11 protein-coding genes and 1 pseudogene are annotated in these 12,833 nt (G+C 73.4%); 11 read left to right on the top strand and 1 reads right to left on the bottom strand.

Annotation, left to right across the window (positions count from 1 at the left end; all coding sequences use genetic code 11):
• Positions 1-12 precede the first annotated feature (12 nt).
• The 11 genes and pseudogenes from lepB (ACSMXW_RS27480) (at position 13) to ACSMXW_RS27530 (ending at position 11,095) form a co-directional block, all read left to right on the top strand.
• Positions 13-603 (top strand): signal peptidase I, encoded by a 591-nt coding sequence (lepB, locus tag ACSMXW_RS27480; protein ID WP_485800157.1) that lies wholly within the window; start codon positions 13-15, stop codon positions 601-603.
• Positions 596-1,738, top strand: coding sequence for a signal peptidase I (gene lepB, locus ACSMXW_RS27485; RefSeq protein WP_485800158.1), 1,143 nt, complete (start codon positions 596-598; stop codon positions 1,736-1,738). The genes lepB (ACSMXW_RS27480) and lepB (ACSMXW_RS27485) overlap by 8 nt, the downstream gene beginning before the upstream one ends.
• Positions 1,722-2,588 (top strand): signal peptidase I, encoded by an 867-nt coding sequence (lepB, locus tag ACSMXW_RS27490; RefSeq protein ID WP_485800160.1) that lies wholly within the window; start codon positions 1,722-1,724, stop codon positions 2,586-2,588. Before lepB (ACSMXW_RS27485) ends, lepB (ACSMXW_RS27490) begins: the two co-directional genes overlap by 17 nt.
• Positions 2,589-3,120: 532 nt before the next feature.
• Positions 3,121-3,876, top strand: coding sequence for a signal peptidase I (lepB, locus tag ACSMXW_RS27495; protein ID WP_485800162.1), 756 nt, complete (start codon positions 3,121-3,123; stop codon positions 3,874-3,876).
• Positions 3,877-4,153: 277 nt separating this feature from the next.
• Positions 4,154-4,630: an NUDIX hydrolase gene (locus ACSMXW_RS27500; protein ID WP_485808353.1), complete on the top strand. Its 477-nt coding sequence runs from the start codon at positions 4,154-4,156 to the stop codon at positions 4,628-4,630.
• A gap of 56 nt (positions 4,631-4,686) precedes the next feature.
• A complete protein-coding gene (locus ACSMXW_RS27505) occupies positions 4,687-4,995 on the top strand; it encodes a DUF2469 domain-containing protein (RefSeq protein WP_003965949.1) in 309 nt (102 codons plus the stop codon).
• 888 nt (positions 4,996-5,883) lie between these two features.
• Positions 5,884-6,240, top strand: a pseudogene (locus ACSMXW_RS27510) (YraN family protein); the annotation flags it as partial.
• Positions 6,240-7,850 carry a YifB family Mg chelatase-like AAA ATPase gene (locus tag ACSMXW_RS27515; RefSeq protein ID WP_485800187.1) on the top strand — a complete coding sequence of 537 codons (1,611 nt, stop codon included), beginning with the start codon at positions 6,240-6,242 and terminating at the stop codon, positions 7,848-7,850. The pseudogene ACSMXW_RS27510 and the gene ACSMXW_RS27515, both read left to right, overlap by 1 nt.
• The gene (gene dprA, locus ACSMXW_RS27520) at positions 7,847-9,001 is read left to right on the top strand and encodes a DNA-processing protein DprA (protein WP_485800189.1); all 1,155 of its coding nucleotides are present in this window, start codon (positions 7,847-7,849) and stop codon (positions 8,999-9,001) included. The genes ACSMXW_RS27515 and dprA overlap by 4 nt, the downstream gene beginning before the upstream one ends.
• Before the next feature lie 286 nt (positions 9,002-9,287).
• Positions 9,288-10,124 carry an RNA polymerase sigma factor WhiG gene (whiG, locus tag ACSMXW_RS27525; RefSeq protein ID WP_485800191.1) on the top strand — a complete coding sequence of 279 codons (837 nt, stop codon included), beginning with the start codon at positions 9,288-9,290 and terminating at the stop codon, positions 10,122-10,124.
• A gap of 404 nt (positions 10,125-10,528) precedes the next feature.
• Positions 10,529-11,095, top strand: coding sequence for a TetR/AcrR family transcriptional regulator (locus tag ACSMXW_RS27530; RefSeq protein ID WP_485808355.1), 567 nt, complete (start codon positions 10,529-10,531; stop codon positions 11,093-11,095).
• Positions 11,096-11,274: 179 nt separating this feature from the next.
• Here ACSMXW_RS27530 and ACSMXW_RS27535 read toward each other — a convergent pair whose 3' ends face one another.
• Positions 11,275-11,997 (bottom strand): murein hydrolase activator EnvC family protein, encoded by a 723-nt coding sequence (locus ACSMXW_RS27535; protein ID WP_485800193.1) that lies wholly within the window; start codon positions 11,995-11,997, stop codon positions 11,275-11,277.
• Positions 11,998-12,833: the final 836 nt, after the last annotated feature.

Consider the following 12,833-nt stretch of genomic DNA (forward strand, 5'->3'; position numbering starts at 1 on the left):
AGCCCCGCGCGCGTGCCCGGAGGCTCCGGGCGGGTGTCGGTGGGGGCGCTGCGGGATCGGTTGCCCGGTGGCCGTCTCACGGCCGCCGCGCTGTTGTGCGTGGTACTCATGCTGCTCACGGCCCGGTTCGTCCTGCAGCCCTTCGAGATCCCCAGCCGCTCCATGGAGCCCGGACTGCACGTCGGGGATCGTGTACTCGTCAACAAGGTGGCGTACCGTTTCGGGACGGAGCCACGGCGCGGTGACGTCGTCGTCTTCGACGGCAGCGGATACTTCGGCGCCGGCGACTACGTCAAGCGAGTCGTGGGAGTGGGGGGAGACCATGTGGTCTGCTGCGACAGCCAGGGGAGGATCGAGGTGAACGGCGCGGCGGTCGACGAGAGGGGCTATCTGTACCCGAAAGACGCCCCCTCCGAGGCGCCGTTCGACGTGACCGTGCCCGAGGGCACCCTCTTCCTGCTCGGCGACCACAGGAGCGACTCCAGCGACTCCCGCGACCACCTGGGCGGACCGGGCGGCGGCATGGTCCCCGTGCACGCCGTCATAGGCAAGGCGGAGTGGATCGTCTGGCCGGCCGGCCGCTGGGGCGGTGTCCATGGGTAACCGCGGACGTTCCCGGTTCGGCCGTCACGCGGGCAGCACCGCGCCGGCCGGTGCGCGCCCGCACGGGGGCCGGGCCGAGCGCCGCAAGCTCGCCCGCAAGGTCAGACGCCGCAGACGGCGCTCGACCCTCAAGGAGATACCCCTCCTCATAGGTGTGGCCGTTCTCATAGCCCTGGTCCTCAAGACCTTCCTCGTCCAGGCCTTCGTGATCCCCTCCGGTTCCATGGAGGAGACCATCCGCGTCGGCGACCGGGTGCTGGTGGACAAGCTCACGCCCTGGTTCGGCGCCGAGCCCCACCGCGGCGACGTCGTCGTCTTCAGGGACCCCAATCACTGGCTCGACCAGGAGCAGGGCCAGAAGAAGAGCGACCCGGTCGGCGTCAAGCAGGTCAAAGAGGCACTGTCCTTCATCGGCCTGCTGCCCTCCGACAATGAGCGCGACCTGATCAAACGCGTTGTCGCGGTCGGCGGCGACACGGTGAAGTGCTGCGACGGCGAGGGGCGCGTCACCGTCAACGGCGTCCCCCTCAACGAGCCGTACATCTACCCCGGCAACAGGCCCTCCGACTTCGCCTTCAACCTGACGGTGCCGCCGGGAAGGCTGTTCGTCATGGGCGACCACAGGGCCAGGTCCGCCGACTCCCGCTACCACCGCACCGAGGCCTACAGCGGCACCGTCTCCCTCGACAGCGTCGTGGGCCGTGCCCGGGTCATAGCCTGGCCGGTGAGCCACTGGCGCAGCCTGGAGGAGCCCGGCACCTACGCGCGCGTACCCGACGCGAGCGGTGCCTCGGCCGCGTCCACAGGTATCTCGCATAGGGTGGCCCCCGCGGATCCCGACGGAACCCTCCCGACCCCTGCGGAACTCCCGCTCGTTATGGGAGTGGTGGGCTTGCACCGGATCCGGGGCAGGCGGCGGCACGGAGTGAGGAGTGGATGTGGGGGATGTGGCGGTCGGCACACGGTCCGGACACGATGGCCCCGAGGAGCGGCCGGAAGGCACCGGTGGCCTTCCGGATGCTCACGGAGCGCGTTCGCAGGACCCCGAAGGGCGATCGTCCGGCCCCCGGCACGACACGGCGAGCGCGCCCGACGCGCCCGGCGCCGAGGCGGACGGCATGAGCCCCCTGCCTGATCAGGGAGCAGGTGAGGGCAGCCACCGCTCGGGCTCGCACGCCCGGGAGAAGGAGACCAAGCAGCGCTCCTTCTGGAAGGAGCTGCCGCTTCTCGTCGTCATCGCGCTGGTGCTGGCGCTCCTGATCAAGACGTTCCTCGTGCAGGCGTTCTCGATCCCGTCGGCCTCCATGGAGAACACCCTCCAGATCGGCGACCGGGTGCTGGTGGACAAGCTCACGCCCTGGTTCGGCGCCCAGCCCCAGCGCGGCGAGGTCGTCGTCTTCCACGACCCCGACAACTGGCTCAGCGGCGAGCCCACCCCCAAGCCGAACGCCGTGCAGACGGCCCTGAGCTGGATCGGCCTGATGCCGTCCGCCGACGAGAAGGACCTGATCAAGCGGGTCATCGGCGTCGGGGGCGACACCGTGGAGTGCAACGGCACCGGGCCCCTGAAGGTCAACGGCAAGCCCTTGGACGACTCGTACATCTACGCCGGCAACACCCCGTGCAGCGCCGACGACCAGGGCGGCCAGTTCAAGGTCACGGTACCCAAGGGTAAAATCTGGGTCATGGGCGATCACCGCCAGAACTCCCTGGACTCCCGGTACCACCAGCACGACAAGAACGGCGGCTTCGTGCCCGTGGGCAATGTCGTCGGCCGCGCCGTCGTGATCGCCTGGCCGCCCGACCGCTGGGCGACCCTGCCGGTCCCGCACACCTTCGACCAGCCCGGCATCAACGCCGCGGCCGCGGCGGCGCCCGGCGCGCTGGGGCTCGCCGGCGCGGTGCCGCTGGTGCTCTGGCGCAGGAGGCGCGCGGTCTCCCGCTCCGCCGGGAGTGCGGCGCGAGGCGCCGACGTCCGCAGGTGAGCCACCGTCGGGGTTCCTCTCCGGGGTGGTGAAGGCGCCCCGGGAGGGGCAGGGGCGGGGGGAACCGCGCTTGGGTTCCTCTCACGCCTCCCTGGCACGGGGGGACGGCCACGACGAGGCCTGCGGATCGCCACAGACCCGAAAGAGCACTCTCTGCCGTATCCGGGCCACAGGCCGGTGGGCGGTTGCCGTCCCCACGGGCCACTCTCTGCCCTCGCCTGGCCCTCGCCTGCTGAAGCGCACGGTCCTTGCCTGCTCCGGCACACCGTCCTGCGGGCAGGGGAAGCGGTCCCGCGGGCGAGGGAGGCGGTCTCGTGGGCGAGGGACGCGATCCCGCGGGCTGGGCCGCCGCCCCGCCCTTGCCGGATGAGCCGCCCCTCTGCCGGGCTGCGGCACCCGGCCTCGCGGACGGTACCGACACCAGGCTTTCTGGCGTCAGTACCGCCCGGTAGGGTGCCGTCCCAGATCGCCGATCTTCCGGGGCCGCCGTGTGCCCGCGGGATCGATTCTCCGAACTGGGTGGAGCACAGGAATGAGCGGGACGCGTCGTACACACGAGGGCACCGGACGGCTCGGCAGCACGCTGTCGGGGCTGGCCGTCGCCCTCGGCTGTGTGCTCTTCCTAGGCGGCTTCATATGGGGGGCCGTCGTCTACCGGCCCTATACCGTGCCCACCGGCTCCATGACCCCCACCATCGACGCGGGTGACCGGGTGCTCGCCCAGCGCATCGACGGCAGCCAGGTGCACCGCGGCGACGTGGTCGTCTTCACCGACTCCAGCTGGGGCGACCTCCCCCTGGTCAAGCGGGTCGTCGGGGTCGGCGGCGACAAGGTGGCCTGCTGCACCGACGGCAAGCTGACCGTGAACGGCAAGGAGATCTCCGAGCCGTACCTCGCCAAGGGCCAGCCCGCCTCCGTGAGCGGAATACCCACCACCACCGTCCCCCAGGGCCGCCTGTTCGTCCTCGGCGACCAGCGGCGCGGCTCGCTCGACTCCAGCATGCACCTCCAGGACGCGGGCAACGGCTCCGTGCCGCGCAGCGCGGTGGACGCCCGGGTCGACGCCGTCGCGTGGCCGCTGCGCGGCATGCTCGAACGCCCCACGGGCTTCGCCGCCCTGCCCGGCGGGCTCTCCCACCCGGGCCCCCTCACCACCGTGCTCACCATGGTCGTGGTCGGCGCCGTGCTGATCCTCGGCGGCGCCGCCTGGGGCCCGGTCGCAGGCCGCCTGGGCGGCCGCAGTCGCAGCGGCAGGAGCGGGCGCGGGGAGCTGGCCGGTGTCGGCTGAGCCTGCGCCTGGCGTGCCGGGTGGTTCTCCGGGCGGTTGTCCGGACGGTTGTCCGGACGTGTCGGGCGGTCCACCGGGTGGGCCGGCCCGGGGCGGACCGGCCCTGCGTAGGGCGGCCCGGGGCGGGCCGGGTGGCGCCTCGGGCGTGCCGGGTCCGGAGGGCGCCTGGGACGCGTCGGGAGGTGCCTCGGACGAGCCGGGTGGTGCCCCTGGCGGGCCGCTCGGAGACGGGCCGGGTGGCGCCGCTGGGGCACCTGTCGGGCCGGGTGGCGGGCCGCTGCGGCGGGTGGCCAGGGTGGTGCTCCTCGACCCTCGGGACCGGATCCTGCTGCTTCACGGGCACGAGCCGGGCGATGCGGCCGACGACTGGTGGTTCACGCCCGGCGGCGGCCTGGAGGGCGACGAGACCCGGGAGCAGGCCGCGCTCCGCGAGCTCGCGGAGGAGACCGGCATCACCGATGTGGAGCTGGGCCCGGTGCTGTGGCGCCGGATCTGTTCGTTTCCCTTCGCGGGCCGGCGCTGGGACCAGGACGAGTGGTACTACCTCGCCCATACAACCCAGACCATGACCCGTGCGACCAAACTCACAAACCTAGAGCAGCGCAGCGTCGTGGGAGCGCGCTGGTGGACGTGCCGGGAACTCTCCGAAGCACGTGAGACGGTGTATCCGACCAGACTCGCCGAGCTGCTGCGCACGCTGCTCGACGAGGGTCCCCCCGCCAGTCCCCAGGTTCTCGACACCGAAATCGTCTGAGGGTTCGTAAGGGCTGGCGCACAATGAGGGGACGCACGGCTGAAGGGGAACATGCCATGAGCGCCGAGGACCTCGAGAAGTACGAGACCGAGATGGAGCTGAAGCTCTACCGGGAGTACCGCGATGTCGTCGGTCTGTTCAAATATGTGATCGAGACCGAACGACGCTTCTATCTCACCAATGACTACGAGATGCAGGTGCACTCGGTCCAGGGTGAGGTGTTCTTCGAGGTCTCCATGGCGGATGCCTGGGTCTGGGACATGTACCGGCCGGCCAGGTTCGTCAAGCAGGTGCGCGTGCTCACGTTCAAGGACGTGAACATCGAGGAGCTGAACAAGAGCGATCTGGAACTGCCCGGGGGCTGAGCACAGCGCGGCCGCCGGGCCTTCGGCCGGTGGGCGGTGGTGTGTCGCCCGTGAGCCGGCTCCGGCTTGTGGGCGTGGCGCTTGCCCTCCGGCCTGGCTCCGGGCCCGGCCCTGCGCCCACCTAGCCGCAAAGGCTCAGCTCATTCTCCGAGCACGACGGCCCAGCCCCTTCCTCCAGCACGACAGCCCAGCCCCTTCCCCGGCAGAAGCCCGGCCCGCTCACTCCACCGCCCATGGCGGGCAACCACGGCGGAAGCGGCCCGGCGGTGCCGAACCCATCCCGCGCGGCAGAAGCCCGCAGGCCGCCAGCCGATATTGCCAGCTGCTCCGTGGCGGTGCGGGGCGGTGCGGGGCGCATGGGTCCCGGGTTCGCTCGGGTGGGTGACCGAGTTATCCACAATCCGTGAGTTGTCCACCAAGATCAACACGATACGGGGGACTGCGTGAGGGTTGGCGCCAGGAGGTGCCGACATGAACGCGCAGCAAGCACGGCAAGCAGAGCAACCACAGAGAGCAGGGCAAGCAGAGCAAGCGCAGCAAGCGGCAGGGGAGCCGACCGGGCGCAGGGGCGGTGGGAGCCGGGGCGCCGGGACCCGGGGCGCCGAGAGACGCGGTACCGGCCCGCGCGGGACCCGCGGCGTGGGCGATCCGGGCGGGGCCTCGTCGGGTGGAGCGGAGTCCGCGGCTTCCGTAGGCACGTCCGCCGGCCGTGGAGGTCGGCCCGCTGCTTCCGGAGCACAGTCCGCGGCGTGCGGAAGCCGGTCTGTTGCTCCCGGAGCCAGGCCCGCGGCAAGGCCCACGGCCTCCGGAGGCCCGCGTACCGCTTCCGAGGGCCGGCCCGCCGCTCCGGGAGGCTCCCGGAGAGACGCCCGCCAGCACACCGATGGCGCGCGCGGCGCGATGGGGCGTTACGGAGAGTCGCTGGCCGCCCGGCACCTCACCCAAGCGGGGATGACGATCCTGGAGCGGAACTGGCGCGCGGGCCGTACCGGCGAGATCGACATCGTCGCCCGGGACGGCGACGCCCTGGTGATCTGCGAGGTGAAGACCCGCCGCGCCGGTCCGTTCCAGCACCCGATGGCGGCCGTCACCCCCGCCAAGGCGGCCCGGCTGCGCGGCCTCGCGGAGCGCTGGCTCCAGGAGCACGGCGGCGCGCCCCCGGGCGGCCTGCGCATCGATGTCGTCGGCGTCCTCCTCCCGGACCGCGGCGCCCCCGTGGTCGAGCACGTCCGGGGGGTGGCGTGATGGGTTTCGCACGCACCTGCTCGGTCGCCCTGGTCGGTGTGGAAGGCGTCGTCGTGGAGGTGCAGGCCGACCTGGAGCCGGGGGTGGCCGCGTTCACCCTTGTGGGCCTGCCCGACAAGAGCCTGACGGAGAGCCGCGACCGCGTCCGGGCGGCGGTGGTCAATTCGGGCGCCGAGTGGCCCCAGAAGAAGCTGACCGTGGGGCTCAGCCCGGCATCGGTGCCCAAGGGAGGCAGCGGCTTCGACCTCGCCGTGGCCTGCGCCGTGCTCGGCGCCGCCGAGCGGATCGACCCCCGTGTCCTGGCGGACATCGTCATGATCGGCGAGCTGGGCCTCGACGGCCGAGCCCGCCCCGTCCGCGGTGTGCTCCCCGCGGTACTCGCCGCCGCGGACGCCGGCTACGAGCAGGTGGTGGTCCCCGACAGCACCGCCGCCGAGGCCGCGCTCGTGCCCGGCGTCTCCGTGCTCGGCGTGCGCAGCCTGCGCCAGCTCATCGCGGTCCTCACCGACGAGCCGGTGCCCGAGGAGGAGGAGTTCCACGAGCCGGCCCGGCCCGACCCGTTCCTCGCCACCCTCGCCGTTCCGGGTGCCGGCCTCGGCACCGGAGTGGCCTGCGGCGACCAGCCCCCGGACCTGGCGGACGTCGCCGGCCAGCACCTGGCCCGGGCCGCCCTGGAGGTGGCCGCCGCCGGACGCCACCACGTGTTCTTCAAAGGTCCCCCGGGTGCGGGGAAGACGATGCTCGCCGAGCGGCTCCCCGGCCTGCTGCCGCCGCTCACCTCCAAGGAGGCCCTGGAGGTCACCGCGGTCCACTCGGTCGCCGGTACCCTGCCCGTGGGCCAGCCCCTGGTCGACCGGCCGCCGTATTGCGCGCCGCACCACTCCGCCACCATGGCCTCCCTGGTCGGCGGCGGCACGGGCCTGCCCCGGCCGGGAGCCGTCTCGCTGGCCCACCACGGCGTGCTCTTCATGGACGAGGCCGCCGAATTCTCCGGCAAGTCGCTCGACGCCCTGCGTCAGCCGCTGGAATCCGGCCATGTGGTCGTCGCCCGCGCCGCCGGAATGCTGCGGATGCCGGCCCGCTTCCTGATGGTCCTCGCCGCCAACCCCTGCCCCTGTGGGCGGTACGGCTCGGCGGAGGGCGGCTGCGAGTGCCGCCCCTCCTCCATCCGCCGCTACCAGGCCCGGCTCTCCGGCCCGCTCATGGACCGCGTGGACCTCAGAGTCACCGTCCAGCCCGTCACCCGCTCCGAGCTGCTGCGGATGCACACGGGTGCGGAGCCCACGGCGGCGGTGGCCCAGCGGGTCGCGGACGCCCGCGAGCGCGCGGCGGCCCGCTATGCCGGCACCCCGTGGGCCACCAACAGCGAGGTGCCCGGTCATGAGCTGCGCACCCGGTGGCAGGTGGCCCCGGGAGCGCTCGGCCGCGCCGAGGAGGACCTGGAGCGGGGGCTGCTCACCGCCCGGGGCCTCGACCGCGCCCTGCGCGTCGCCTGGACCGTCGCCGACCTCGCGGGCCGTGACCGCCCCACGGCCTCCGACGTCGACTGGGCCCTGGAACTGCGCACCGGTATCCGCAGGGGCACCAGCCTGGAGGTGGTCGGGGCATGACGGCCGTGACCGGCACCGAGCGCCTTGCGCGGGCCACGCTGACCCGCGTCCTCGAGCCCGGCGACGAGACGGGCGGCCGCTGGCTGCGGGAACTGGGCCCCATTGCCGTCGCCGAGCGGCTCACCACCGACGGGGACCCGCTGCCCGGCGTCAGCGCCCTCCGGTGGGCCGGCCTGCGCTCCAGAGCCGCCCACGCCCGGCCGGAGACCGACCTCGCCACGGCCCGCGCCGCCGGAGCCCGCTTCGTCTGCCCCGGCGACCTGGAGTGGCCGGCTCAGCTCGACGACCTCGGCGACGCCCGCCCCGTCGGCCTGTGGGTACGCGGCCGGCCGTCGCTGCGGATATGGGCCCTGCGCTCCGTCGCCGTCGTCGGCGCCCGTGCCTGCACCGAGTACGGCGCCCATATGGCGGCACTCCTCGGCGCCCAGCTCGCGGAGCGCGGCTGGGTGGTGGTGTCGGGCGGAGCCTACGGGGTGGACGGCGCCGCCCACCGCGGTGCGCTGGGCGCCCGGGGAGCCACCGTCGCCGTGCTCGCCTGCGGCGTCGACCGCCCCTACCCGCGCGGCCACACCGAGCTGATCACACGTATCGCGGAACAGGGCCTGGTCATCGGCGAGTTGCCGCCGGGCGACCACCCCACGCCCAGCCGCTTCGTGCTGCGGAACAGAGTCATCGCCGCCCTCACCCGCGGCACCGTCGTCGTGGAGGCGGCGCACCGCAGCGGAGCGCTCTCCACGGCGCGCAGCGCACAGCGGCTCGGCCGGTTCACCATGGGCGTGCCGGGGCCCGCCACCAGCTCGCTCTCCGCGGGGGTCCACGAGCTGCTGCGGGGCGAGGCCGAGCTGGTCACCGACGCCGCGGAAGTCGTGGAACTCGTGGGCGACATGGGCGAGCTGGCCCCGCCGCGGCGCGGTGCGGCCCGTCCCCGCGACCTGCTCGCGCCGGCCCTCGCCCGGGTGCTGGCCGCACTGCCGGCCCGCGGCGCCGCGGCGCCGGAGGACATCGCACGCTCGGCCGTCACCACCCCCGACGACGCCGTCGCCCGGCTGTACGAACTCCGCTCACTGGGGTTCGTCGAACGACATGGCGATGGCTGGCAGTTGACACGCCAGAACGACCGGAGGCCGAATCTCACTCGTCGTAAGCCCTGACCAGCAGACCACCCCGTTCGGTCGTTCCTCGAAAGCCTTGCCAGTTCCCGCAGTTGGCGCACCGCGGGCCAGGGCCGGACGTCGCCCGCCGTCGCCGAGGACGGCTCAGCGGAACGTATCTGCGGCAAGGCAATCCCCTGGCCTTCGCACACCGCGACGCTACAGTCACGCTACGCTCACAAAGGATTCCGGTACAGGACCCTCATCTCCGCACCGACCACCCGGAATCGGACCGGCACCCAGTCCGGTCCCACACAGTTCACGGCAGAACGGCACAAGGCGACGAATGCCCCAGCACACCTCCGGGTCCGACCGGGCGGCAGTTCCCCCCGCTGCCCGCGGCAGCGAGCGGCCTCCCGGCCCCTCGTCGCTCGACGAGCTGTGGCGGTCGTACAAGGAGACGGGTGACGAACGCCTGCGCGAACAGCTGATCCTGCACTACTCACCGCTGGTCAAGTACGTCGCGGGCCGTGTGAGCGTGGGACTGCCCGCCAACGTCGAGCAGGCGGACTTCGTCTCCTCGGGAGTCTTCGGCCTCATCGACGCCATCGAGAAGTTCGACATCGAGCGATCCATCAAGTTCGAGACGTATGCGATCACCCGGATCCGCGGTGCCATGATCGACGAGCTTCGGGCGCTGGACTGGATCCCCAGGTCCGTGCGCCAGAAGGCCCGCAATGTGGAGCGGGCGTACGCCACCCTCGAGGCCCAGCTGCGCCGTACCCCCTCCGAGAGCGAGGTCGCCTCGGAGATGGGCATCCCCCTGGAGGAGCTGCACGCCGTCTTCAGCCAGTTGTCCCTGGCCAATGTGGTCGCCCTGGAAGAGCTGCTGCATGTCGGCGGCGAAGGCGGCGACCGGCTCAGCCTGATGGACACCCTGGAGGACACCGCCGCCGACAACCCCGTGGAGGTCGCCGAGGACCGGGAGCTGCGCAGGTTCCTGGCCCGCGCGATCAACACGCTGCCGGAACGCGAGAAGACCGTCGTCACCCTCTATTACTACGAGGGACTCACCCTCGCCGAGATCGGCAACGTCCTCGGCGTCACCGAGAGCCGCGTCAGCCAGATCCACACCAAGTCCGTCCTTCAGCTGCGGGCCAAGCTGGCCGGCTTCGGGCGCTGAGGCCTGCTCCGCACGGGCGGGGTGCGGGCGTGCGCCGGAGCGGTTCGGCCGGCGCACGCCGGCGCACACCCGCAAGGCCCGGCCTCCGGGGCCGGGCTCCCTCGTGAGGCGTGGGGCGGTTCGGACGTGGGCGCCTGCCCGTCGCGCCGGAGCCGGTCGCGCCGTTCCCCCCACCCGGCCGCAGCGCGCCCTCGCGGGGACGCCGGGGACCGGTGCGACGGACCTCAGCGGGGTCCGCTCCGACGGGCCGGGCGTCGGCCGGCTGTCGTGGCGCGGAAACCGCAGGCCAGCGCGGCGGGAGGGCGGACGGGGGTGGCCGCTCGGTCGAGTAGCCGGGGAACGGGGTTCCCGGCGTGGCGGACGTACGTAGAGTGGGCGGCGTGCCAAGGATTCGAGCGGCCTCCGTGGCCGAGCACCGGTCGATGCAGCACAACGCCCTCCTGGACGCCGCGCGGTCCCTGCTGTCCGAAGGCGGCACCGAGGCTCTGACCTTCCCCGCGCTGGCCGAGCGAACCGGCCTCGCCCGGTCCTCCGTCTATGAGTACTTCCGCTCGCGGGCCGCGGTCGTGGAGGCACTCTGCGAGGTCGACTTCCCGGTCTGGGCGGGCGAGGTCGAGACCGCCATGCAGCAGGCGGACACCCCCGAGGCCACGGTCGAGGCCTACGTCAGGAGCCAGCTCGCCCTGGTCGGCGACCGCAGGCACCGTGCCGTGGCCGCGATCTCCGCGAGCGAGCTGGACGCCGGTGCCCGGGAGAAGATCCGTGCCGCGCACACCGGCCTCACCGTCATGATCGTCGAGGCACTGGAGGCCATGGGCCACGCACAGCCCCGACTGGCGGCACGGCTGCTCCAGGGCATCGTCGACGCCGCCGTCCGCCGCATCGAGCACCCTGGCGGCGAGGACCCGGACGCCATCACGGAGGCAGCGGTACGGATGGCGCTCCGCGGAGTGCGGGGCGAGCCGGCCTAGGCGCAGATCCGCCCGCCGGAACCGAGGCCGCCGGTGGCACCACGCCCCCGGCCACCGGTTCTTCGCTCTGGGCGCGAAGCGCCCGAACAGCGGGCGGTGGGGACTGCCTGCCCAGTCCCCACCGGCCAGTGGTCGCGCGAGAATCCCCAAGGAGCCGCCCGGCGGGCCCGGTCACCCGGTCAGCCCTGCTCCGGTGGCTCCGGCACGCCGATCACCGGCAGCAGGCGGACGGGGGCCGTGTGCAGCAGGGCTGGTGGCAGGAGAAGGAGCGGATCCAGATAGGTGGCCGCGCGGAGCAGGCCCCAGTGCAGGCAGACGACCGGGCAGTGGAAGGGGCCGGCCTCCACGACCCCCACCACCTGGCCGGCCGTGACCCTGTCACCCTTGCGCACCGACGCCCGCACGGGCTCGTACGTCGTGCGCAGCGCCGGATCACCCGTACCGTCCAGCTGGACCGAGACCACGCCGTGGCCGGCCACCCGGCCCGCGAAGGTCACCCGGCCCGGGGCGACCGCCCGTACAGGGGAGCCGGCCGGTGCGGCGAGGTCCACACCGCGGTGACCCGGGCCGTAGGGGGTCGCGGGCGGCTCCCAGCCGCGCACCACCAGGGGGCGTACCCCCACCGGCCACACCCGCCCCACCCGCGGCACGTCCCCTGCGCCGGACGCCGGAGCCCCGCCGGCCCCGCCTCGCTGCGCCGGCTGCCCACCGGGCCGCGCACCCGGGCGGCCCCGTGCTTCCGGGTGCGCATGGACACCCCGTGCGCCCGGGCGCGCAGGATCACCCGGCGCACCCGCCGCGCCGGTGGCCCGCCCCGCGAGCACCACACGCGTCCCCGGCACCACACGCGTCCCCGGCTCGCCGCCGGCCTCCACCCCGATGGGGCCCACCCGTGGGCGCATCCGCACAGGCGTTGCGACCGCCACCTCGGCAAACACTCCGGCGACGATCACCGTCACCCCCACCCAGACGGCCCCCCGCCCCCACATCACCCCGGCTCGAACCACCCGACCCCGACCCCCCGGCCGCCGCTGACCCACCCGGAACCCCTCCCCTCACACGACACACGACACACGACACACCGCGCCACCGCTCACGGTTCTCCCACCCCGAAGCCCGCCCCGCCCCCGCCCCTGCCCCCCGCCCCTTCGTGCACTCCAAGACCCCAAGACGCCGCTACACCTAAGACCCCCCACCCCGAGACCTGACATCCGAAGACCTCGCACGGCGAAAACCTCGCGCCCCGAAGACCTCGCCTCCACGGCCCCACCGCCCCCAAGGCCCCACCGCCCCCACGACCCCACCGACCTGACCCACGACCCCACCGAAACCCGACCCGACCCGACCAGCCCCACGACCCCACCGACCCGGCGGGACCCCCGCCCCGCACCCCCGCCCCCCGCCCCGCCCCCCGCCACCCCGAACCGCACCGAACCGCCTCGTACCCCCACCACCCCGAGCCGCCCCGCCCCCCGCCACCCCGAACCGCACCGAACCGCCTCGTACCCCCACCACCCCGAGCCGCCCCGACCCCCGCCCCCGAACCCCACAACCCCAAGATCCCACCCCCACCCGCCCACAAAGGGATCATGGCCGGGATCTGTGGACTACTCGCCGGTTGTGGACAACGGCGTCACCCCCCGCGTCCCCGTTCCCGTACACTTCTGATGGCGATCCGGGTCACCGGATCGACTTCGCACGCCCCGACATCCGCCCCTCACCGGCGATGTCCGCGCTT

Source organism: Streptomyces sp. DSM 116793, from assembly GCF_057320905.1.